The 21,682-nt window shown below is 55.8% G+C and carries 19 protein-coding genes and 1 tRNA gene; 15 read left to right on the top strand and 5 right to left on the bottom strand.

Annotated features, from left to right (window positions below):
- Positions 1–100: 100 nt before the first annotated feature.
- The 3 genes from CA54_RS05490 to aroB all read left to right on the top strand — a co-directional run bounded on the left by CA54_RS05490 (position 101) and on the right by aroB (position 3,298).
- Positions 101–1,201, top strand: a complete 1,101-nt coding sequence (locus CA54_RS05490; RefSeq protein ID WP_146369828.1) for a DSD1 family PLP-dependent enzyme — start codon at positions 101–103, stop codon at positions 1,199–1,201.
- Between the two features lie 111 nt (positions 1,202–1,312).
- Positions 1,313–2,083: a hypothetical protein gene (locus tag CA54_RS05485; RefSeq protein ID WP_231962971.1), complete on the top strand. Its 771-nt coding sequence runs from the start codon at positions 1,313–1,315 to the stop codon at positions 2,081–2,083.
- A 90-nt stretch (positions 2,084–2,173) separates the two neighbouring features.
- Entirely contained in the window at positions 2,174–3,298 is a 1,125-nt protein-coding gene (gene aroB / locus CA54_RS05480) for a 3-dehydroquinate synthase (RefSeq protein WP_146369827.1), read from the top strand.
- Here aroB and CA54_RS05475 read toward each other — a convergent pair.
- Both CA54_RS05475 and CA54_RS05470 read right to left on the bottom strand, forming a co-directional pair.
- Positions 3,293–5,473: an ABC transporter permease subunit/CPBP intramembrane protease gene (locus tag CA54_RS05475; protein WP_146369826.1), complete on the bottom strand. Its 2,181-nt coding sequence runs from the start codon at positions 5,471–5,473 to the stop codon at positions 3,293–3,295. The two genes, aroB and CA54_RS05475, sit on opposite strands and share 6 nt — an antisense overlap.
- Positions 5,470–6,240, bottom strand: coding sequence for an ABC transporter ATP-binding protein (locus CA54_RS05470; protein ID WP_146369825.1), 771 nt, complete (start codon positions 6,238–6,240; stop codon positions 5,470–5,472). The genes CA54_RS05475 and CA54_RS05470 overlap by 4 nt, the downstream gene beginning before the upstream one ends.
- A 748-nt stretch (positions 6,241–6,988) precedes the next feature.
- Here CA54_RS05470 and CA54_RS05465 point away from each other — a divergent pair.
- From CA54_RS05465 to CA54_RS05455, 3 genes are all read left to right on the top strand, one after another.
- Positions 6,989–7,141 carry a Sec-independent protein translocase subunit TatA/TatB gene (locus CA54_RS05465; protein ID WP_146369824.1) on the top strand — a complete coding sequence of 51 codons (153 nt, stop codon included), beginning with the start codon at positions 6,989–6,991 and terminating at the stop codon, positions 7,139–7,141.
- 122 nt (positions 7,142–7,263) lie between these two features.
- Positions 7,264–7,572 carry a Sec-independent protein translocase subunit TatA/TatB gene (locus CA54_RS05460; RefSeq protein WP_146369823.1) on the top strand — a complete coding sequence of 103 codons (309 nt, stop codon included), beginning with the start codon at positions 7,264–7,266 and terminating at the stop codon, positions 7,570–7,572.
- 138 nt (positions 7,573–7,710) lie between these two features.
- Positions 7,711–7,783 (top strand) — tRNA-Val (locus CA54_RS05455).
- A gap of 97 nt (positions 7,784–7,880) precedes the next feature.
- Here CA54_RS05455 and CA54_RS05450 read toward each other — a convergent pair.
- Positions 7,881–9,581, bottom strand: a complete 1,701-nt coding sequence (locus CA54_RS05450; RefSeq protein WP_197532218.1) for an ArnT family glycosyltransferase — start codon at positions 9,579–9,581, stop codon at positions 7,881–7,883.
- Between CA54_RS05450 and CA54_RS29155 the strand changes: the two genes are divergently transcribed.
- Entirely contained in the window at positions 9,544–10,035 is a 492-nt protein-coding gene (locus CA54_RS29155; protein WP_197532217.1) for a hypothetical protein, read from the top strand. The two genes, CA54_RS05450 and CA54_RS29155, sit on opposite strands and share 38 nt — an antisense overlap.
- A gap of 69 nt (positions 10,036–10,104) precedes the next feature.
- Positions 10,105–11,430 carry a purple acid phosphatase family protein gene (locus CA54_RS05440; RefSeq protein ID WP_146369820.1) on the top strand — a complete coding sequence of 442 codons (1,326 nt, stop codon included), beginning with the start codon at positions 10,105–10,107 and terminating at the stop codon, positions 11,428–11,430.
- 11 nt (positions 11,431–11,441) lie between these two features.
- On the opposite strand, the gene CA54_RS05435 is transcribed toward CA54_RS05440, so the two are convergent.
- Positions 11,442–12,263 carry a phosphoribosylformylglycinamidine synthase subunit PurQ gene (locus CA54_RS05435; protein WP_146369819.1) on the bottom strand — a complete coding sequence of 274 codons (822 nt, stop codon included), beginning with the start codon at positions 12,261–12,263 and terminating at the stop codon, positions 11,442–11,444.
- 597 nt (positions 12,264–12,860) lie between these two features.
- On the opposite strand from CA54_RS05435, the gene CA54_RS05430 reads away from it, so the two are divergent.
- The gene (locus tag CA54_RS05430) at positions 12,861–13,673 is read left to right on the top strand and encodes a HEAT repeat domain-containing protein (protein WP_231962970.1); all 813 of its coding nucleotides are present in this window, start codon (positions 12,861–12,863) and stop codon (positions 13,671–13,673) included.
- Between the two features lie 185 nt (positions 13,674–13,858).
- Here the strand turns inward: CA54_RS05430 and rpsR are convergent, their stop codons facing one another.
- Positions 13,859–14,149 (bottom strand): 30S ribosomal protein S18, encoded by a 291-nt coding sequence (gene rpsR / locus CA54_RS05425; RefSeq protein WP_145374325.1) that lies wholly within the window; start codon positions 14,147–14,149, stop codon positions 13,859–13,861.
- 602 nt (positions 14,150–14,751) lie between these two features.
- On the opposite strand from rpsR, the gene CA54_RS05420 reads away from it, so the two are divergent.
- The 6 genes from CA54_RS05420 to CA54_RS05395 all read left to right on the top strand — a co-directional run bounded on the left by CA54_RS05420 (position 14,752) and on the right by CA54_RS05395 (position 21,632).
- Entirely contained in the window at positions 14,752–15,102 is a 351-nt protein-coding gene (locus tag CA54_RS05420; RefSeq protein ID WP_146369818.1) for a hypothetical protein, read from the top strand.
- A 546-nt stretch (positions 15,103–15,648) separates the two neighbouring features.
- Positions 15,649–16,095: a ribosome hibernation-promoting factor, HPF/YfiA family gene (gene hpf, locus CA54_RS05415; RefSeq protein ID WP_231962969.1), complete on the top strand. Its 447-nt coding sequence runs from the start codon at positions 15,649–15,651 to the stop codon at positions 16,093–16,095.
- A 338-nt stretch (positions 16,096–16,433) separates the two neighbouring features.
- Positions 16,434–16,904 (top strand): PTS sugar transporter subunit IIA, encoded by a 471-nt coding sequence (locus tag CA54_RS05410; protein ID WP_146369817.1) that lies wholly within the window; start codon positions 16,434–16,436, stop codon positions 16,902–16,904.
- 201 nt (positions 16,905–17,105) lie between these two features.
- Positions 17,106–17,387: an HPr family phosphocarrier protein gene (locus CA54_RS05405; RefSeq protein WP_145380528.1), complete on the top strand. Its 282-nt coding sequence runs from the start codon at positions 17,106–17,108 to the stop codon at positions 17,385–17,387.
- A 47-nt stretch (positions 17,388–17,434) separates the two neighbouring features.
- A complete protein-coding gene (ptsP, locus tag CA54_RS05400; protein WP_146369816.1) occupies positions 17,435–19,183 on the top strand; it encodes a phosphoenolpyruvate--protein phosphotransferase in 1,749 nt (582 codons plus the stop codon).
- Between the two features lie 859 nt (positions 19,184–20,042).
- Entirely contained in the window at positions 20,043–21,632 is a 1,590-nt protein-coding gene (locus CA54_RS05395) for an Rne/Rng family ribonuclease (RefSeq protein ID WP_146369815.1), read from the top strand.
- Positions 21,633–21,682 lie beyond the last annotated feature (50 nt).

Raw genomic sequence — 21,682 nt, 5'->3', positions numbered from 1 at the left:
TTGTGACATCTCAGGGGGCGTCGCTACGATCGAGGCAACTGACACCCACGACCCATCCTGAAATTGTGCCCACCCCGATATCCAACCCGAGGAAACAGACGTGTCCCAACATATTTTCGGTGCTGACAAATTCTCTCTCGACACCCCGGTGCTCTGTATCGACTTGGATGTGATGGAGTCCAACATCGAGAAGATGGCCCGCTATTGCCGCGAGCATGGCGTGGATTGGCGACCGCATTCGAAATGCCATAAAACGCCGGCGATTGCCATGCGTCAAATCGAAGCAGGCGCAATCGGCACGACCTGCCCGAAAACGTCCGAAGCTGAGGTCATGGCCCAGGGGGGCGTGCGGGATATTTTGATTGCCAATATGGTGGTTGGCGAACGCAAACTCGAACGGATCGCCGCCATGCGTCGCTGGGCCGATCCGATTGTCGCTTGCGATCATTATGCGCAAGTCGAACCGTTGGCTGCGGTCTGTCGGCGGCGAGGAGTCACGGTCCGCGTGCTGATTGAGGTCAATATCGGTCTGGATCGCGTCGGGATTCGCCCAGGCAGCGATACGCTGGCATTAGCGCAAGCAATCGACAAGCTCGAAGGAGTCGAACTGGCCGGAATTATGGGCTACGAAGGACATCTGCTCACGATTTCAGACTTGTCTGAGAAGGAAGAAAAAATTCGCACGGCGATGAAAGTGCTGGTCGGTTGCGCCGAATCGATTCGCGCCGCCGGGATCGCCTGTGACATCGTCAGCGCGGGCGGCACCGGGTCGTTTCACATCACCGCGCAGTGTCCGGGCATCACGGAACTGCAAGCGGGAGGCGGGATCTTTATGGATCCGTTTTACCGCAATACCTGCCAGGTGAAGGACCTGGAGTATGCGTTGACGGTGTTAGCCACAGTGGTCAGCCGTCCACAATTGGATCGCGCCGTCTTAGACTGCGGCCGCAAGACGATGAACCCCGACGTTCACATGCCGGTGCTCGCCGGAGATCATGATGCGGAGGTCGTGCGGCTCAGCGCCGAGCATTGTGAATTGAAACTCGGTACCAAGTCACAGGGGCTACAAATTGGCGATAAAGTCGAATTGGTCGTGGGTTACGGCGATTTCACAACCGTCCTGCACGACGAATTCTTCGGTTTCCGCAAGAATCAACTGGAGACCGTTTGGCCGATTTTGGGGCGTGGCAAACTGCAATAAGGTTTGCCGGACATTTTGTCAGGGGCCGATGGCATTGTTATACTCAAGGGAGCCACAAAGCACGCGTGGCTTGTACACATAACGCGTCTGTTTGCGGGAGGAACGTTTGCAATGAGTCGATACACATTGACGGGAATGCTGTTGATTGGTTTTTTGGGCGGGCAGGTCGCCACGGCGGAGGAGGATCCTCAAGCGGCGGAAAAATCAAAACAGGCGGTCGCCGAGATCAAAAAAATGGGCGGCCACGTGATGGAACTGGCCCAGGACGATGACCGGTTGGAAATTGCCTATCACTTGATCGGAGAAAAAGCGACCGATGAGTCGTTGGCGCCGCTGCCGAACGTTCAAAAGCTGGTGCACTTGAACCTGCGGGGCACAAAAATCACCGACGCCGGATTGGCGCAGCTCTCCAAACTGACCGGCCTGACACGGCTGCATTTGGAAAAAACAGCAATCACCGACGCCGGTCTTCCGCACATCAAAGGACTGGTGAATCTGGAATACCTGAATCTCTACGGAACTGCCGTCACCGATGCGGGGCTGGAACAACTCAAGGAGTTGAAAAAGCTCAAAAAGTTGTACCTGTGGGAAACCAAAGTCACCGACGCCGGAGCCGCCTCGCTGCAAACCGCGCTGCCGGAACTAAAAATCAACCGCGGTGTCGAGTTGGTCATCAAAGTCGAAGAGAAGAAGGAAGAGCCGAAAGAAGGCGAAGCCAAGCCGAAAGAGAAGAAAGACAAGAAGGACAAAGACAAGAAGCCCGAAGAGAAAAAAGCACCTGAGAAAAAAGAGCCGGAGAAAAAACCCGAAGAAAAGAAGCCGGACGAGAAGAAACCTGAGGAAAAAAAGTCGGACGATAAAAAGCCGGAAGACAAAAAGTAAAGCAGTCACCAACCTACAAGTCCCGTTTACGGGACTTTTCCCGCCGCAAGCGGGTATGAGCCCCGCCGTTTACGGCGGGGGAGAAGCCAAGTGAACCCCAAGACCGACTCACAGACCGTTCGCGTTGAACTCGGGCCGCGCAGTTACGATATCGACATCGCCAGCGATCAGTTGGCAGCCTGCGCGCGCTCCGTGGAACGCTGGGCGCAGGACCGTGATGTTTCTGCCCGTCAGGCGTTCATTGTCACCGATGCCAACGTCCACAAGCCGCACGCCGCCGCTGTGATGCGGAGTCTGCAGGATGCCGCTTGGGAGACGCATCTCGCTAAGGTCTCGGCGGGAGAGACTTCCAAGTCGTTGACCGCGGTTGCGGGGTTATACGATCAACTCGTCGACATCCAAGCCGGGCGGCAGACGTTGGTGATTGCCGTGGGCGGCGGAGTCGTCGGCGACTTGGCCGGATTTGTTGCCGCCACCTATACCCGGGGCGTGCCGTTTGTGCAGGTTCCGACCACGCTGTTGGCGCAGGTCGATAGTTCCGTGGGCGGCAAGGTCGGTATCAATCATGCACAGGGCAAAAACCTGATTGGCGCGTTTCATCAACCGCTGGGTGTATTCATCGATACGTCGCTGCTCGATACGCTGCCCGAACGGGATTATCGCAGTGGCTTGGCGGAGGTCATCAAATACGGCGTGATTCTCGACGAGGAGTTTTTCGCCTATTTGGAGCAAAACGTCGAGGGGTTGAATCAACGGGCGCCCGACGTCTTGCGGCACGTGATTGCCCGCAGCTGTGAACTCAAAGCCCAGGTGGTCGCCGCCGATGAATACGAGCGGACCGGTCTTCGCGCGGTGCTCAACTACGGTCATACCTTCGCGCATGCCTACGAGGCGCTGTGCGGATACGGGGAATTGACTCACGGCGAAGCGGTGGCGATCGGCATGGTCGATGCCGCCCAATTGGCCGAGCAACGCGGTCAAGTCGACGGATCGTTGGCCCAACGGCAGATCGCGCTCACCGAAGCGGTCGGACTGCCGAGACAGCTTCCCGAGGGCTGTGAGTTGAAACAGGACGACGTGATCGCGCGGATGAAACTCGATAAAAAAACCGTGGCCGGGCAATTGCGGTTTGTGCTGCCCACGCGATTGGGGCATGTCGAGGTCTTCACCGATGTCGACGAAGCAGACGTGCGCCGCGTGCTTTCCTCATCATGACGTTTCGAGGGCAACTGTCTCAGATTCGCGCGGCGGGGGTGAGGCAAACAACTGCACGAGTGCGAATCCAATAATTGCCACGACACCCGCGCCGATCAACCACGAGGCAGGCAGGTGTTGCCGGTCCTGGAATTGCGGAAAACGAGCCTCCAGCTGGCGGGCATAGTGCGCCATGATCAACAGAAAACCGTTGTGACAGGTGTGCATCACGATGCCGGGCCAAATGCTGTCAGTTTTGTATCGCATCCAACCCAGGATGATCCCCAGCATCGTGCTATTCGCCAGTCGCTCCATCGACAGCGCGCCTTGCGTTACAAAATGAAACAGTCCGAAGATGATTGCCGTCGCCAAAATCGTCTGCACCGCCGTCGTGCGTGGGCGGATTGCGTTATACAGATAGCCGCGGAAACAGAATTCCTCGAACGTCGCCGGAATCACGGCATAGGCTAAGACCAACAGCACGGGGGGTATCGCTTGCACCTGTTCGATGATCCGCTTTGCCGTTTCCTGGAAGCGATCATCCAATTGAAACGTGTTGGTCATCAATGTGAATTCATGCGCGAACGGCCACAGCGAAAGTCCGAGCAATATGCCACCCACAATAGTGACCAGTTGGGGACGCCACAGAGAAAACCCAGCTATCAGCCGCACTCGCCCCAAATAAGCCGCCGCCAGTGGAAACAGGCCGAATAAAAATCCAGTCGCTCCTGCCGACAGCAACACACGAGTCGCCACCGGTAAATCCTCTGCCCGAGCCGTCAAACTGCTAATGATGAAGTAGGCCGGAAACAGGCACGCCAAGCAGAACATGGCGTTGGTGAGCGAAGGTGTGCCGGTTGGTTCGTCGGGACGCCTGAGGAAATCAGACCAACTCCCCTGCGTGCTGTAGAGCACCCCCTCGGCACCGAAAATTTTCCCGGCAATTGCAATGGCCACCAACGAATAGATGCTGGTCGAGACCACGACCGCCACCAAGCTGGACAATTCCACGTTGGATTGCATTAAGTCGCGGCCCAACAAGACGATGTTGATCAACGGCAACACAGCCAAGGTGCCGGTCAGTTCCAACCCAGGCATCAGGCTCATGACACCCGGTGCCAGGGACAACAGCATCAGCGGAATCAAATACGCTTGCGCTTCCTTAAAGCTGCGGGCGAAGCTGGTCAGCGCCAACAATACCGCCGAAAAGAACATGGCAAACAGCACCAACAGGCAAAACACCTGAATCATCATCTGCGGCGACAATCCGTTGCCACCCAACAATTTCTCTCCCAGTCCGCTCACACTGATCGTGACGGCCATCATCGCCAAATTGACCGAGGCTGTTAACATAGCGACCGTCATCACGGCAATGTACTTGGCAATTAGTAGACCCATCCGCGGAATGGGAGCTGCGATCAAAATCTCCAAGGTACCCCGTTCGCGTTCGCCGGCGGTCAGGTCGATTGCTGGATAGACGGCGCCGGTGATCGTCATCAGAATCAAAATCAACGGAATCACGCTGGTCAAGGAGACGGCGGCTGTAGCGGCGTCGGTTTCCAATTCCTCGATTTTCGTTTGGACAGGCACCGCGCGTTGGTCGACGCCCAACTGTTCCAACCGCTGCTGGAGAAACTCCTTGTTTGCGATGTCGACCGCCTTGCGAATGATCTGCGCCGCCTCATAACCGTTGGCCGAAGTGCTGTCGTAGATCAACTCACAACGCGCCGTGAGAGCATGTTCGGGACCGATGCCGCCGGGAGATTCGATTTCGAAATCCAGACCGAGGTCAACTTGCCCATTTTGGATAGCCGCACGCAAATCGGGCGCCTGGAAGTATTTGATTTTGGGTTTGTCGGGTTGCGGCGCCGTCGATTCATCAGCTTTTAAGTCCTCCGACGGCGCATACCGCGCGAAGAAATTCGTCATCTCAGCGTATTGCTGGTCACTTTTAACGCCGATGATATAGACGGGCTGTTGGAAATCGCCGGCGCGGGCTAAAAAGAATTGCTGAAACGCGATGCTCAAGAGTGGATAGACCAGTACCGGCATCAGTACCAGCGTGATGATCGTACGCCGGTCGCGGAGAATTTCCCGCAGTTCCTTGGCTGCCAAGCGACCCAAGCGTCGCCAACGATTGAGTACGCCGGTCGAAGGCGCGTACAAGGGTTGTTCGTGTTCCGGTGTCGGGGTCATGCGGGGCCTCCTCCGAACGAGGCTGCCAACGCGGGGCCGCTGCCCGACAATTTGAGAAACATGTCTACCAACGATTCACAGCCGGTTCGTTCCCGCAATTCCTGCAGTGTGCCTTCGCTCACAATATTGCCGTGATGCATCAATCCAAAGCGGTCGCACACCCGCTCGGCTTCGTGCAACCGGTGTGTACAGAGAATCACCGCTTTGCCTTCGTCGCGGAGGTGCTCAATAAATTCGACGACGACCTGGCTGCCGAAGACGTCCAGTCCCAACGTTGGTTCATCCAACAACAAAACAGGCGGACGATGGATCAAAGCCCGTGCGAGATTCACGCGCTGTTTTTGCCCGGTACTCAACGTGGAGCAACGTTGGTCGAGGAACCCTTGGAACCCGAGCAGTTCACTGAGCCGGACCAGTTCCTGCTTCGCTTCGGGGACGGGGACGCCATAAACATCGGCGAAAAACAGTAGCATTTCTCGGACGGTCAGCCATTGGTAAACCCCAGCATTGGCCGCCACCAAACCGACGCGGCGCTTCACCTCGTCGGGCGCGTCGCGGGAACGAAATCCGCCAATCGCCGCCCAGCCAGACGTCGATTGTAATAACCCCAACAGCATGCGGATCGTCGTAGTTTTTCCCGCCCCATTCGGCCCCAGCAGGCCATACACTTCACCAGCCGCCACGGAAAAAGAAATCCCATTGACCGCCGTGAGTGGCTCACCACCCGGGAGTAAAAACTCTTTGAACAATCTGTGGACTTCAATCATGGTCCGCCCGATTAGGTAGTGTCCGATGAAAGCCGCTGGCCGTGACGATAAATTACTCGATAAAGCTGTGAATTCTCGTGCGGCGGACGAGCGGAGCAGACTGGCTGAGAGCCGCCCCCAACACAATGTTCGCGTCTTCAAACTTCTGGATCGCCACAATCAAAATCCAACACCCACGTTACGGTGACAACACCGGTGCGGCAAGTCTGAATTCAGGTTACAGTTGTTGACCAGCGGCGCATGGCGGGCCAATTGTTGACATCGGTCGCGACACGGGTACAATAGTTAATATTCCTCTCCGCTCCTCCTACCTGCTTTCACAAGGCGGGCAAACCGAGTGGACATCCCTCAGTACCGCACCATTGTGTTTTCGGTGGTCGGGGTGTTCGCCTCCGTTTTTGTCGAATCTCTCCCCCGCATGCAGTGCACGCTTTCACTGGGATTGAGTCCGTGTGGATTGTGCGTAATCTGCCGGTATTAACCTCTGGGCTTGGAATAACCAGTCTCGATTGTTGCCGTGGAGTGACCTCGGCGACGCGTTAGTTGGAATAATCAACGCGCCATAGGGCGGTTTGTTGTCCTAGACGCGAATCGGGATTGGAATCGTCATTAGTACTCGCCATAATGGAAGGCGAGGTGGTTCAGCCGGGTATTGTGTCAGCCCAAGGACGTGCTGTCGACTTGGTGACCTTTGCCAGCGGATGCCGATGCGAATCGGTCAATCCCCCAATTGAGAAGGACTACCGATATGTCGTTTGGCCCTTACGAAATGATCATTGTCGCTGTCGTGGCCCTGTTGTTATTTGGCAAACGGCTGCCGACGGCAATGCGATCCGTGGGTGAGAGTATTTCAGAGTTCAAAAAGGGAATCGGCGCAGCTACGGACGATGCGACGAAGTGAGTGAGCTGACAGTTTGGGTTGGCGGTTTCCACAACAGTAAAAAACGTTCGGTGTGGCGTAGGCGGTGTGAAGCATGCCCCCGCCCCCATACGGCCACAACAATACATTTGGGAGAAGATTTCATGCACACTCCAATTTTGGCTTTCTTCGGTGCTCCTGGCCCGATGGAAATGATGATTATTGGCGGAATCGCCTTATTGCTGTTCGGCAAACGGTTGCCCGAAGTGGCCCGCAGTATGGGCAAGGGGATTGTCGAATTCAAAAAAGGTGTCAGCGGCATTGAAGACGAAGTCGATAAGGCAACGTATTCCACGTCCACCCCGAGTTCGTCCGCGCGTCCCATCGCTAATGATGAGACCGAGCCGGTAACCTCGCCCAAATTTGAACCGCCCGTCGCCGAACCGACCGACGTCAATTCCGAATCGGTTTGAAATCTCTCGGTGGACAACGGTCTGCATCGGGTTTTTGCGGAGCGAGCGGCGCTGCTTTTTATAGGGTGCCGCATCGCAATCGATCGCAGAGGGCTGCTTGAAGTTCCCGCTGCCAGCCGATAAGATCGTGAGCTTCCCGGGCGGCTAACTCAGTGGTTAGAGTGCTATCTTCACACGGTAGAAGTCACTGGTTCGAATCCAGTGCCGCCCACTGGCCGGTATTGCGCCCCGTCGCACACGGCCGCAGACCCCTGCAATCGCGGGGGTTTTTTCATGCGCGGTTCGATTGCCTGACGACGGTGGTGTATTCAATGCACGCCGGGTGCGTCGAAGGCGGTGCGGATTTTTCGCCCCTGGGCGGCTTGGGGTTTGGGTACAAATTCGTACAAGTCCACGTAACAGTTGTGCTTGAATTCTTTGTCTTTGTGCAGCACTTGAAACGGATACTGTTCGTGGGCCAATAGTTCGTACGACTCTTGCATTCTCGCCAGCCATGCGTCGAAGCCCTGCTGGTTGAAGTCCCAACGCGCATCGCGGAACATCGCGCAGCGGAGCGGGTGGTCGGCTGAGACCCGGGTGAGATCGGGAGGCTGGCCGGCCTTGTGTCGCTGGGAATAGATTTTTTGGTTGCACAGGTATAACGACGATACACTCCCCTCGAACGTGGAGGGTGAAAAATCCAAATTCAAATCGGTCTTCAGGCAAACCAGTTCCGCATCGTAGGCCTTGTTGAACCAAAACCATTGTGCGAAACCGCGCGTTCGCAATATGTCGCGCGTTTTGTAGGGCCGGAAAAAGTCGCGCACCATCGTCCCGCCGCCGATCAGCGTTAACCCTACCAGCATCGTCAGCACAACCTTACGGCTGGGGAACCGTTTGGTGAACCATGCCGCAATACATGCTGCCCCCAGACCGGTCAAAAAACAAAAGGCTGTCCCGGAGTAAAGGGTGAACCGCACACCGCCGCCGAAGGGATAGCGCTGCATGCCGGCTGCGACCAGATTCAATCCCAGTGGGGCGAGAAACAAGATCGCCAAGTCCACGCGACGATTGCTCCACAGACAGACCACCGCAATCAGGCAACACAAAACCGTGCCGGAACTTCCGCCACGCATGCTGCCGACAGGAAATGGCGCAACCTCGCCCGTGAGCATGTAGACAAACCAATGCAGAGTATGCAGCGGATTATCCAACGGTGGAAAGGCCCGCTCCCAGCATTCGCGCATGCCTTGCAAGTCCGCCGTCGCCATCTGCCGTAGGGCCAGTTGCAGCCCCACAAAACTGCCCAAAAACAGCACATTCCACACCAGGTATGCGGGAACATGTTTCCAGTCTCGGTGATGAAACAACGACCAACCCACCGCTAGGCTGAGCCCGCCAGAAACAAAAACGGAGGGCAGTGAAAACCACAACAGTGAGCAGGAGGCAGCGGCCAGAATGCCCAACCACTTCAAGCTGCGTCCTCGTTGGTACCATTCCACATACAATGCCGCTAGCACCATGCCCACGAACAAATCGCAACCATATGGTTTGGCCTCAGCCGAGTAACGCACCGCTGGATAAGCGACCGCATACATCGCCACACAAAACAGATAGGCAATGCCGCTGGTCAGTCGGGATGCCAAATGCCGGAAGACAAACAAGCCGGCAATTCCTGTGATGAGCGAAAACAACCGCAACGAGTATTCGTTGAAGCCCAGCAATTTGACGATCGTCAATTGAATCCATAGATATCCGGGCGGCGCGACCTGATGGAAGGCGAGCGGTTTGGTCAGCATTTCGAGATAGCTGTGATCCAGATAACTGGCGGCGAGATATGCCTCATCGGGCCACAAGGGGACGCAGAGCAGGAACCGCAAACTGCGGGCCGCAATGCCCAGGAAGATGAATCCCCAAACCCAACGTTCGAGATTGGCAAGCGGTTTTAGATTGAACCGTTGGAATTCCAGATAGGGAAGTGGCGAAGCCATCGTGGCGGACGGCTTCTCTGTGGGGATCGATGTCGGCATCCTGCCTCCTTGGGTCAGTTCCATTTGCGCGATGCAGCAGTCTCAGTCCGCTATGGCGCGGGAGTTTATGAATTTCAGCCATGTGTTACAAGATGGAAATCAAGCTGCGGTTTTAGGCGGGTGGTCTACGTGCCTGAGGCCGACTAAACGATTCTTCATACTTCGGCAGGGGAAATTCCTGTTTCTCAATATGGCAATTTGTATTATTTTCCCGCACATGAAACATTGGAAGCGATACCTGGGCATCTTGTTGGTCGTCTATGTCTTGAGCATCGGGCCGGTTTTCGGCTTGGCCCTCAATCGGCAAGCCTATCCAGCTGCGCTGGATGAACCGACCGGCCAGGCGTTGACGATCGTTTATTTCCCCGTTGACGCGGTCGCCGATGCGGTGCCGTTGATCGGTATCTCACTACGGCGATATCAGATGCTATGGTTTCGCATCTTCTCGCGTTGAGACTGTTTGCGCACGTGCTGATTTTAATGTCCGGCCGATCGCACGCCGGCGGATAGGGAAATACGAACGATGAGCGAGAGACGGCGCAGGATTGTCATCACTGCCATCACCGGAACTTTTCTGGCGATTGCGGTCTACGCCACGCAGCCGAAACCTTCGGATGCCGAGTACCGTGCCACCGTACTCCCCGACAGAATTATTCTTTCTTGGACGCAAGACCCGGCCACCACCCAGGCGGTCACTTGGCGAACCGACACATCGGTCCGTCAATCGTTTGCACAGATCGCCGTTGCCGAGGATGGACCGGGATTTGAGCAGCATGCTGCGCAAGTCTCGGCGACCGTTGTACCGATTATCAGCGACTTGGGGAAATACCATTACCACTCCGCCGAATTCACCGGTTTAACTCCCAAGACCACATACGCCTATCGCTTGGGGGATGGCGAAAACTGGAGCGCTTGGAATAATTTTCGCACCGCTGCAGCGGAGGCTGAACCGTTTAGCTTTGTTTATTTCGGCGACGCGCAAAAACGGATCCATTCGCATTGGTCGAGATTGTTGAGAACTGCCTATTCGGCCGCTCCGCACGCCCGGTTTTTTATGCACGCGGGCGACTTAGTTGATCGGCAAGGGCGCGACTCGGATTGGGGCGAATGGCACGAGGCGGCCGGCTGGGTGAATGCCGTCACTCCCTCCTTGGCTGTGCCGGGAAACCATGAATATGAGCATGGAGTCGGCCGCACGACCAAGCAGCTCTCCGTCTTTTGGCAGCCGCAATTTCAGTTCCCCCCCAATGGCCCGCCCGGACTCGAAGACACGACCTACTGGCTGGACTACCAGGGAGTCAGGTTCATTGTCCTGAACAGCAACGAACGGATCGAGGAGCAGGCGGTCTGGTTGGAAAAAGTCCTCGCGGACAACCCGCACCAATGGACGATCGTCATGCACCATCATCCGTTGTACTCGGTCTCGTTCGATTCCGATAACAATGCGCACCTGCGAAAGGCTTGGCAGCCACTATATGACAAGTACGGCGTCGATTTGGTACTCCAAGGGCACGACCATTGTTACGGCCGTACGAGTCTCCGGGGCTACCAAGACAAATCAAGCGGCGCCGGTACTGTTGTTTCCGCGGGTACGGTGTACGTCGTTTCGGTCAGCGGTCCGAAAATGCGACGCGTCGGTAAGCTTGGTTTTTCGTCGAGCGCCGAAGGAATCCAGCTGTTTCAAGTGATCACGATTGACCACGATTATCTCAAATACGAATCGCGCACCGCTGTGGGACGACTCCACGACGCCTTCACGCTTCGCAAACGGGAGGGGCAGACGAACGAATTGATCGAAAGCTTAGCTCCCGGGGAACGGACCGCCGCGGAACCGGCAAACTTTGATTAGCTGCCAAGCCGCTAGTCGAAATAGGCGATCGCATTGCGAAACAATTGAATGCCGTCGCCGTCATCCACTTGCGGGCGACGCGTCCATTGCGGGTGTTGCGTGCCGTGAATGAAGCGTTCGGGATGCGGCATCAACCCTAACACGCGGCCAGTCGGATCGCTCAGCCCGGCGATGTTACCGCCCGAGCCGTTGGGATTGGCAGGGAAGGAAACGGCGGTCGCTGTCAATTCGCCGACAGCAGTGGTGGCCATCGCCGGTTCGCGATAACAAAGCGCCACTTGGCCGTGCTCTAACCAATTCTCCACCGTCGCCGGATCGCGGACGACGATACGTCCCTCGGCGTGGGCAATCGGCAGGTCGATTTCGTCGATGCCCTGCAAGAAGACGCTGTTACTGCCTTGGCAACCCAACGTCACCCAGCGGGCGGTGTATTTTCCGTTGTCGTTCCAAGTCAGCGTCGCTGTCGGAACGCGGTCCGCACCGGGCTGCCATGTCTCGCTGCCGCCGGGCAGAATGCCCGCTTTGAGTAAGACCTGAAAGCCGTTGCAGATGCCGAGCACCAATTTGTCGGCCGCTAGAAACTCGCCCAAAATCTCACCCAACTTCACCCGCAATTGCCCGGCGAAAATCACACCGGCTCCCACATCGTCGCCGTAGCTAAACCCGCCGGGAATACACAGCACCTGATACTCGTTGAGTAACGACGGTGACTCCAGCAGCTGAAACAGGTGCACCCGTTGTGCGTCACCGCCAGCTGTGGCAAAGGCGAACGCCGTTTCGACGTCGCAATTCGTTCCAGGCGCGCGGAGAACACAGACTTTCGGTTGGGCCATCGTATTTCAGTTCGTATGCAGGAAAGACAATCAGGCGGGTGGAGTCATCGAGAGCAATAATAGAGGCGCGGATATCGGTTTGCAAGACGTTGCCCGGTTCGCGCCGGCGTCCCAGGGGATCGTCAGTTCACCACGTGGTTGGTTTTTTGAGAGAAAAATTCGGTTCCCTGTTTGAGTTCTGGTCGCGCAAACTGCGGGGAGGTGGCGAAGCTTGCGGGGTGATGTGCTTGCTGCCGGCGCCGCAACCTCGGGCGTGAATCCCGCAACCCGCCCAACCGAGACGAGGTCGCGCTGGGGGCCGTGATTTGACAATCTCAAAATGCGCGTTTCATCTTAAAGCGGCCAATTTTCCACGTCGATAAATGAGATAGGAGTCACGCGTTTGGTTCCAAGATAGACGCTTGGCAACCGCGTCGCCCTCTGTTGGTCTCCTTGGGCAGTTGTCCCAACGACAGAATCCAACGAGCCGCTGCGACAACGTGACGCTCACACTCGACGCCTCAAAATAATCTGCGCTAGCCGCAGCTATGGGCGTCGCAACTTTGGGTCTGACCACGGACCTCAAACTACTTTGAAAAATGAAGGATCGGAAATCTCATGAAATGGTTCACTCTCTGTGGAGCGATTGGCATCGCCCTGTTTTCAAGCAGCACCACAAACGCCGGATGGTTCTCTGGTCATGGAGACGCGAAAAGCTGTGATTGCACAATGACTTGCCAACCGGAATGTTGCCAGCCGGTGGTTTATCGCCCGGCCTGTCCCACGAAATTCAATTATCAGCGCTCGTGTTGCAAACCGGTCTGCTGCACGCAGACTGCTCCCCTTTGCTGCGCTCCGCAATCTTGTTGCGCACCGCAAATGGGCTGTGGCAATACGACCTGCTGCGACGATAACGTGCACCTGATCGCGCATTACATTCAGAAATCGCAAACGGCCTGTTACGCACGGCAGCGTCGGCGGGCGATCGACAAGTTGGGCGACAAGTTCAGCTGCGCGTGCAATCCAGAAATCATGTGCGCCTTGACCTATGCCTTAAACGACAGCGATCACCGAGTGCGGGGTGAGGCGGCTGACGAAATTGGCGATCAACTTCGCAAGAATCCTTGCTGCTGCAACCAACAGGTTATCTGTGCGTTGACGCAAGCTTTGGGAGACTGTAATCGCCGCGTACGCCGCGAAGCGGAAGAGGCCTTGCGTGTCGCAGGATACAAGGTCGAGGACTGCTGTGCCAATACTTGCTGCACAGCCTGTGCACCGGCCTGTGGAACGAACTACGGACCGGCTTACAGCCCGGAAATGGCACCGGCTCCGGTGGATGACGGCACCCCGCCGCCAGCTCCCCCGGCGGACGATACGGTGAGCAGCAAAGTACGGACCAGTTTCGTGCGTTTGGCCACTCTGTTTCGCTAGACCTGTTGTGTTTAGCCAGTACGGTCGACGGGCGGTTATCCACCGCCTCTGAGAAAACGAAAAGACGCGCCGGTCAATAGTGACCGGCGCGTCTTCTTTCGATTCGTAGATCCGTATTGTACAACGCAGGTTGTACAAGGAATGCTTTTTGGCGGGTGAACCGCCGCTGCATTCCATCGTGCTGCTTACGGGTGCTCGCGATTGACGAAGGGGAGCAGACCGATAAAGCGTGCGCGATGCACGGCACGACGCACAGCGTGCTGATATTTGGCACAGGTACCGGAACGTTTGCGGCCCAAGATGTGCCCGTCGCGGCTGAGCATCATCTTCAAGGTGCGCAGGTCCTTGTAGTCGACGTACACCGGTCGGGGTGAGCGATCACAACCATCGGGACAAAAACGGCATTTCAGCTTTCTCTTCAGCCGTGCCTTTCTGCGCCGTTTTCTGGGGGGGCCGCCCCTTCCATTAGAAATCATACTGTGCTGTGTACCTTGAAAATAGAAAAATTGTGTTTTTCAGTCTGGGGGCGCCGCCCTGCGCTCCCTGGAAAACCCTGTTATTCACCCCAATTTTGCTCGGCATGGCCGGCTCTCTTAGGATGGTCTGATTGGCTGTCATGCAGGCGTAGGACGATTCCTGGACATCCTTTGCATGGCCATCTCGGAATTCAGGCCTGATTCTGCGGCTTTCGCCCGGATCAATCGGTCAGCGAAAAACGCATTTTTCGCGCGCCGCAGGCCAGAGTCGAGTCGCAGATTCTACACAATGCCCGCCCCGTTTCGCAACGGACTGGGCATAGCGAATGAAAACTTAATCTATCAATTCAGTTGCGTCAATCATGCTGACGGTACAATTCAGGGGTGGTTTGTCGATTCGCGTTGACCGGGAGTCATTTTCGGGCCATTTTCGCGACTTTTGCGGCGGCGACTTGCCGGATCGGGCTTTTCGGACCTGGGGGTTCTTGTTATTAAGCCCGCCTCACTCCCCGGCGGCTAAGTCGTTATTGGTGTCACACGCATCTTAAAAATTTGACGTGCGAAAGGATTCGCGCGTTGATCAATTCTTCAAGGATGATGATATGGGGTCAAACCGAGTCTGTTTGGCGACAGCGATGTGGATAGGTTGTTTTTTGCTCGCCGGTTGCCAGGTCTTCTCCGGCGGCTCGCCGGCGACTTTGGGACGATTGTCCCCCTTCAATCGTCTGCCTTCCCAGTCGGAACCGGAATTCCGGGATATGGACGCGCTCGAACCCTCGATTGGTAGCGATGACGAGGATTCCATGGATGTTTCCGCGATTCCATCGCAGGAAACGGAAGATGATCGCGGCAAATTCGAACGTCAAGGCCACCGTCCATTGCCGGTGACGGAATCTCGTCCGGCCATCACCGAAGATCAAGCGGCTGTCCCCAAGGCGATGCCTGCTGGGTGATACGACCAGGATCTCAGCGATTTTGACCTCCCAATCCGAGCGTTTGCCAGATGCGCATCGAATGACGTTAGGCAGCGTCGATGTCGCAACATCTCTGCTTTCAGGGTCTTGTGGCGACTGTCGTGAGCGAAATGCTCCGCACACTCCGCTTTGAGAGCACGAAATTTCCTGCTCCACATTGCCTGTGCGGTGGCGTCTGCCACTGGCAATTGTCGTGGCGCAAGGCTACACTCGCGGAAACGTCTTGTTGTCCGGCGACGGAATGCAGTTCCGTACATCGTTGCGAAAGTCGTTACGGACACGGCATGTGTTCGTCGCCGCGTAATTTCGCCGCTGTTGGTTGCGCATTTTCGATTGAATTGACGATGCGAATGCGCCCACTACAATGCTGGGGATGTTAGGGGACTCCCCCTTCGGTCATTCTGATGCCGAGGGGTGGCCGCTGCCCGTCTGCCTTGATGCGCGGTTGTGCCTCAAGACGTTTGTTTTGACGTTACGTATTTATTTGATTAGTAGAATAGTTGAATTTGTCGCGTAAGCGGGGGCATGGTTTGTGACCGGCATCCCGCGGGGACGAATGGCCAGTCGGCAGTCAATTGGCAAGACGCTGAGATTGAGGAGTATTGTGCGGTGCAAGTTGCGATCACGAGTCGCCACGGTGAATTACATCAAGACGACCATGAATACATTGCTCAAAAGTCCGAGAAGCTGTTGACCTTTTTTGAGCGGGTCACGGCGATTGGTGTGACCGTTGATTTTGAAGGCAAGGATCGCGTGAAGGTCGAGATCCTTGTTGATGCTGAACATAAGCATAACTTTGTCGCTAGCGACGCGGGCGCATCCGCGCGGGCGACGTTCGACGTGACATTGCACAAGATGGAACAGCAAGTCAGGAAATACAAGGAAAAACTTCAGGATCATCGCCGCACACCCCCGATGAATGAGGTCGTGCAGTCTGAAGAGCCGGACGTTGATGAAGAATCGGCGGATTGATTCTGCCGGGAGATGTGGAAGCTGCCGTGAGAAACGGTGTGCGGAGCAGTCGTTTGGTGTGGTGCAAATGCCCGCAGAGCGAATGCAGCTGTGTTTTTAGGCACGCACGATGTGGTTTCAGAGAGTGGCAAAGAGATTAGTGTTGGGCTGATTTGTGTTTCGAGTAGTCATGCACGGCAAGAGGCGTTTTTTCGGGCCGCCGCCAACTGCGTGGGTTTGGACTTCGGAAACATGGAATCAGCATGTCTATGTCAGCAGTCAAATTTTCCCATTCAAAAATGGGTGACAGGGATTTTCGGGTCCAGGCAACTCGGAGATCGTTTGGTAAGGAGTCATACATGAAGTTGTCGGACTTCGTGGTTTCAGAGGCGATTCTACCGGATATGCAATCGACGTCCAAAGAGGACGCGATTCGCACGATGGTCAGCAGCCTGGGAACGACGGGCGCTATTCAGGCGGAAGATCAAGAGAGTATTGTTGCGGCCATTTTGAAACGTGAGGAGTTAGGCTCCACCGGGATTGGTAATGGAGTCGCTGTTCCTCACACGAAACACCCGTCTGTCGATCGACTTGTGGCGACAATCGCCATTGCTCAGGATGGTGTGGACTTTGCGAGTCTGGACGGTGAATCCGTCTATATTCTATTCTTGCTGGTTTCACCGCCCGACCGTCCTGGTGATCACTTGCGAGCATTGGAAAGCATTTCTCGTCATTTGCGCAACCAGAATTTCTGTAGCTTTCTACGGCAGTCCAAAACGGGCGAAGCAATCGTGGAATTGTTGGACGAAGCGGACAACGACCAACTCTAGGTCGCCGCCTCAATGGGTTTCGGTGGCGGGAAGCCTCGATTGATTCTCTCGTTTCCGTATTGATTGATCGCAATGAGTGTTCAAGCAGCTTTGTGAGTTTCGGCGTCGCCGAGTTTTATCGACTCATGTTCGCTGCGTTTTTGAAGCGGTCTGGTTGTCAATCAATTTTTGTCTCGTCTCAAACATTCCGTGTCTTTTCGTATGAGTACACCATCTGCTTGCACTCGTGAAGTGACCGTTAACCTGGAAAACGGGTTGCATATGAGTCCCTCGGCTCAACTTGTGCAAACCGCCCAGGCCTTTGGTTGCGATATTACGATCCGCAAGGGAGACAGAACGGTGGACAGCAAAAGCATGTTGGATGTGTTGACTTTGGCTGCGGAAAAAGGCACGACGTTGGTGCTCGAGGCAAATGGAGACGGTGCGCAGGAAGCAATTGACGCGTTAGATCAATTGTTCAGAACAAATTTTGCCGCGAGTTGAACGCACGGCATTCAATAGAGGCGATTAAGCTCTCAGTGGATTCGGGTATGGAAATAAAGCGCGGAATCGCCGTATCTCCTGGAGTTGTTCCAGGACCGGCCTTGGTATTAGGAACGGAAGATTTCCGGATACCGCGGCGATTCGTCAGCGTGAATGTGGTCGATATCGAGGTGGCTCGCTTTCGGTCGGCTATCGATTCGGTATGCACCGAGATTTCCGAAAACGAGCGTCTGGCATCTGAGCGTCTCGGCGCCCAATATGGCGCGATTTTTACCGCACACTTGAATCTGGCCCGCGACCCCAAGCTCCGCGAAGAAATCGAGGAGTTGATCCGCGAACGGACCTATGCCCCGGAGTTCGCCTCCAGTCGCGTCCTGCGACGCTACGCCAAGCTGTTTCAGAATCTCGGCAATCAGTATATGGCCGAGCGAGCGGTCGATATTTTCGACCTCGAAAAACGGCTGTTGCGGCATCTGTTGGGAACCGAAAGGGAAGAGTTAGCGCACATTACCGAGCCGGTGATTGTCCTAGCGACCAATTTAACGCCCAGCGAGACGGCCAGTCTGAATCCCGAATTCGTGTTGGGTTTCGCCACAGAAGTCGGCGGCCACACGAGCCACACAGCGATTCTGGCCGGAGCTTTAGAAATCCCCGCCGTCGTGGGAGTCGGTCCATTTTTGAGCGATGTCTCCGGGGGAGACACGATCATCATTGATGGGAATCACGGCGAAGTGATCATCGATCCGGATGAGCCGACCCTCAAACGATATCGTGTCACACGGGATCGGATCAAAACGGCCAACCAAAAATTGGAACTCTTGGGCCAACTGGAATCGAAGACGGCTGACGGCGTTCCCATCAAATTGTATGGCAATATCGAATTCCCCGAAGAGGTCGACCACTGCATCAAGCGGGGGGCTGAGGGAGTCGGGCTGTACCGCACAGAATTTCTGTATTTGAAAGGTGACCTGGAACCGAGTGAAGAGGATCACTACAACGCATATCGTCGTGTGGTCGATCCGATTCCGTCGCTACCGGTTGTGGTCCGCACGCTGGATTTGGGGGCGGAGAAGTTCCCGCACTCGCTGGAGGATTTAGCGGAAGTCAGTCCCAATCCAGTACTTGGGTTGCGGAGCGTTCGGTTCACTTTGCGGAATTTGGGATTGTTCAAAACCCAACTGCGCGCTATCTTGCGAGCCGCCGTCCATGGCGATATCCGGATCATGTTTCCCTTGGTCACTTCGGTGCTGGAGTTGCGGCAAGCGAAGATGATCCTCGGGGATGTCATGGAGGATCTCGAGGAGGAAGGGATCCCGTTTTGTCGAGATATTCAAGTCGGCATGATGGTGGAAGTCCCGTCGGCCGCTTTGTTGGCCGACCGGTTCGCTGAGGAGGTCGATTTCTTTTCGATCGGCACCAACGATTTAATTCAATACACATTGGCGGTGGATCGGGCCAATCCGACCGTCGCAGATCTTTACAGTGCAGCAGATCCATCTATCCTGCGGCTGATCCGCATGGTGGTCGCAGCTGCTGCAAAAAAGGATACTCCGGTTGTTGTATGCGGGCAAATGAGCGGCGACCCATTGTATACGGCTGTGTTGATCGGCATGGGGATCCGCGAGATGAGTGCGACCCCGTTTTCGCTTCCGATTATTAAGCAGGTCATCCGCAGCATTACGATTCCACAGGCCGAGGAAATTGCCGCTCATGCGGATACCTTGGATGTGGCCCGTGATGTCGAAAACTATTTACGAGGTGAGTTGAAGAAAATATCGCCGGACGAATTTTCCTGAATCATCATTCGGGGGAACGTTTGGCAATCCGCCGCCGGTGCTGAAGTCAGCGCATGGCGACGGGCTGGCGATCGATTCCCACCCCTGTGGGAATTCGAGATTCAGTCGTTCTGAATCACGTCGGCAAAACCCAACGGAGACAATTTACAATTGTACAACGGACATAGGGAACTTTTTCGTGTCGAATCGCGACTCGTCAAACCTTCCCGCGTCACCCGGCCATGTTACGGCAGCATTGCCCGGGACGGATTGATTCAGGTTTGAATCATAGTGCGAATTCCTATTCAACAATCAGCTAGGCCAAGTGAACGCGGTTGTCTGCTCGATGACGGCGCCGTCGGCAATTGCGCCACGGCCCGCGAGCAGAGAGTCCGGTCGAACGGCTCTTGGCAAGTCCCTGCCTGCCGGCAGGGTCAATTCGGATCCCCGAGTGAGTACGCCGTCGAGCGACAGTTGCGTTCGACATCAACGGCGGATGCACTACTCGTTGTGATTAGTCGCTTCCGACGCAAACTGTCGGCGGGACGATACCGCGAATTGACATCAGCCAGGCCCGGTCGCCTGTTCCTCTCGGCGCCACCGACATGCGATTTCGCCTGTCGTACGCGTCGCGCGAAGAAGTCGCTGAAGACATTGAATAGGATAGGCTTCGATCAGGATCGCATCTCGCCGAGACCCGCGAACCAACCCGCGCTACCGTCGACAACGCTCTTCGCTCACGAAGCGTGTTTCGGTAATAGCGAAAACGGTTGGTCGGTCCTCGGAGGGAAACGTTTCCACACCGCGACGACGTGTCACGCCGCTGCGGCTCAGACATCGAAGCCCCGCGCTTTTCGTCAATGCCGACGAAGGGTACTCCATGAAGAAGGAAATGCTGGTCAATGTTCTCCAGCCGGAAGAAAGCCGGATCGCTGTCGTCGAAGACAGCGTGTTGGAGGAATTGTATGTTGAGCGCAGTAGCTTAGAGAGCTACGTCGGAAACATCTACAAGGGCAAGATCGTCAACATCGAGCCGAGTATTCAAGCGGCTTTTGTTGATTTCGGCGTGGGCCGCAACGGCTTTTTGCACGTCAGCGACGTCGAATACCAATATTACAAGCACCTCCCGCAATCCGGCGGCAACGGTCGCGGTCCGGGCCGCCCGACCAAGGGGCGCCGCCGCCCCAGCGAACGCAATGAGCGCAGCAAGCCTCCGATTCAGGAGATCTTCCGCCGCGGCAGCGAAGTGCTCGTGCAGGTCATTAAAGAGGCCGTCGGCACCAAAGGCCCGACATTGTCCACCTACATCAGCATCCCCGGCCGGTACTTGGTACTCATGCCCGGGCTGCAACGCGTCGGTGTGAGCCGAAAAATCGCCGACGATGACTTGCGGAAAAAACTGCGGACGATCCTCGAAGAACTCGATCCACCCGAGGGCTTAGGCTTCATCATTCGTACCGCCGGTATCGACCGGACGAAAAAAGACCTGCAGCGCGACCTCAGCTATCTGTTGCGATTGTGGCGAACGATCGTGCGCCGGTTGAAAAAGACCGTCGCGCCGGTGGACATCTATCAGGAAAACGACCTGATCATCCGCACGATTCGCGACATCTACAACAACGAAATCGATGCGGTCTGGATCGACGAAGAAGGTGCCTATCAACGGGCGCGCGAATTTGTCAAAGCCGTGCTACCCCGGCACGTGAATCGCATCAAATTCTTCGAGGGGAAGGAACCGATCTTCCACAAATACAACATCGAAGAAGAAATTGCCCGCATCCAGCAGCGGCAAGTTCCGCTGGAGGGGGGCGGCTCGATCGTCATCGACCAGACCGAAGCGCTGGTGGCTATTGACGTCAATAGCGGCAATTTCCGTGCGGATAACAATGCGGAGGAAACCGCCTATCAGGTGAATTTGCGGGCTGCGACCGAGATCTGCCGGCAGTTACGTCTCCGCGATTTGGGAGGCGTGGTCGTCAATGACTTTATCGACATGCGTGACGAACGGCATCGCCGGTCGGTGGAACGGACCCTACGCGAGGCAATTCGCCGCGACCGAGCCCGGATCAAGGTACTCCGAATCAGCCCGTTTGGTTTAATCGAAATGACGCGGCAACGCATTCGCCCGTCACTGAAACGGAGCGTGTTCGAGGATTGTCCCTGTTGTAAGGGGGCCGGATTGGTCAAAACTGCCGAAAGCATGGCGATTGAGGTGATCCGCGTGTTGCTCAATACGATCAGCCGCGAGGATGTGTCGGGGATTTCTGTGGAAATTCACGAACAGGTGGCCGATTACCTGAACAACAAAAAACGCCGCGATATTGCCTCATTCGAGGAGCAAGGCACCGTGGATATCAATCTCGTCTCGCGGACGGACGTGAGTCCCGAACATCTGATCATGCGGTGCACCGATGCGACCGGAAATGAAGTCAAAATAATGGCCGAGAATGGGTCGAAATCTCGTAAATGACCCGCTACAATGGTGCGTCCTATCCTTTCGGCGCTACCGGTCTGCGGAAG

The organism is Symmachiella macrocystis, assembly GCF_007860075.1.
GTDB classification, from domain to species: Bacteria; Planctomycetota; Planctomycetia; order Planctomycetales; family Planctomycetaceae; genus Symmachiella; species Symmachiella macrocystis.
This window is presented reverse-complemented; position numbering and strand designations above follow the sequence as displayed.

Bases quoted from the DNA above. Each gene is read 5' to 3' on its own strand.
- CA54_RS05435 (WP_146369819.1), bottom strand. From the start codon at position 12,263: ATGGCCCAACCGAAAGTCTGTGTTCTCCGCGCGCCTGGAACGAATTGC.
- CA54_RS05405 (WP_145380528.1), top strand. From the start codon at position 17,106: ATGAGTACACCATCTGCTTGCACTCGTGAAGTGACCGTTAACCTGGAA.
- CA54_RS05475 (WP_146369826.1), bottom strand. From the start codon at position 5,473: ATGACCCCGACACCGGAACACGAACAACCCTTGTACGCGCCTTCGACC.
- CA54_RS05470 (WP_146369825.1), bottom strand. From the start codon at position 6,240: ATGATTGAAGTCCACAGATTGTTCAAAGAGTTTTTACTCCCGGGTGGT.
- CA54_RS05395 (WP_146369815.1), top strand. From the start codon at position 20,043: ATGAAGAAGGAAATGCTGGTCAATGTTCTCCAGCCGGAAGAAAGCCGG.
- CA54_RS05430 (WP_231962970.1), top strand. From the start codon at position 12,861: ATGAAATGGTTCACTCTCTGTGGAGCGATTGGCATCGCCCTGTTTTCA.
- CA54_RS05460 (WP_146369823.1), top strand. From the start codon at position 7,264: ATGCACACTCCAATTTTGGCTTTCTTCGGTGCTCCTGGCCCGATGGAA.
- CA54_RS05485 (WP_231962971.1), top strand. From the start codon at position 1,313: ATGAGTCGATACACATTGACGGGAATGCTGTTGATTGGTTTTTTGGGC.
- ptsP (WP_146369816.1), top strand. From the start codon at position 17,435: ATGGAAATAAAGCGCGGAATCGCCGTATCTCCTGGAGTTGTTCCAGGA.
- hpf (WP_231962969.1), top strand. From the start codon at position 15,649: ATGGTTTGTGACCGGCATCCCGCGGGGACGAATGGCCAGTCGGCAGTC.
- CA54_RS05410 (WP_146369817.1), top strand. From the start codon at position 16,434: ATGAAGTTGTCGGACTTCGTGGTTTCAGAGGCGATTCTACCGGATATG.
- CA54_RS05440 (WP_146369820.1), top strand. From the start codon at position 10,105: ATGAGCGAGAGACGGCGCAGGATTGTCATCACTGCCATCACCGGAACT.
- CA54_RS05450 (WP_197532218.1), bottom strand. From the start codon at position 9,581: ATGCCGACATCGATCCCCACAGAGAAGCCGTCCGCCACGATGGCTTCG.
- CA54_RS05465 (WP_146369824.1), top strand. From the start codon at position 6,989: ATGTCGTTTGGCCCTTACGAAATGATCATTGTCGCTGTCGTGGCCCTG.
- CA54_RS05420 (WP_146369818.1), top strand. From the start codon at position 14,752: ATGGGGTCAAACCGAGTCTGTTTGGCGACAGCGATGTGGATAGGTTGT.
- rpsR (WP_145374325.1), bottom strand. From the start codon at position 14,149: ATGATTTCTAATGGAAGGGGCGGCCCCCCCAGAAAACGGCGCAGAAAG.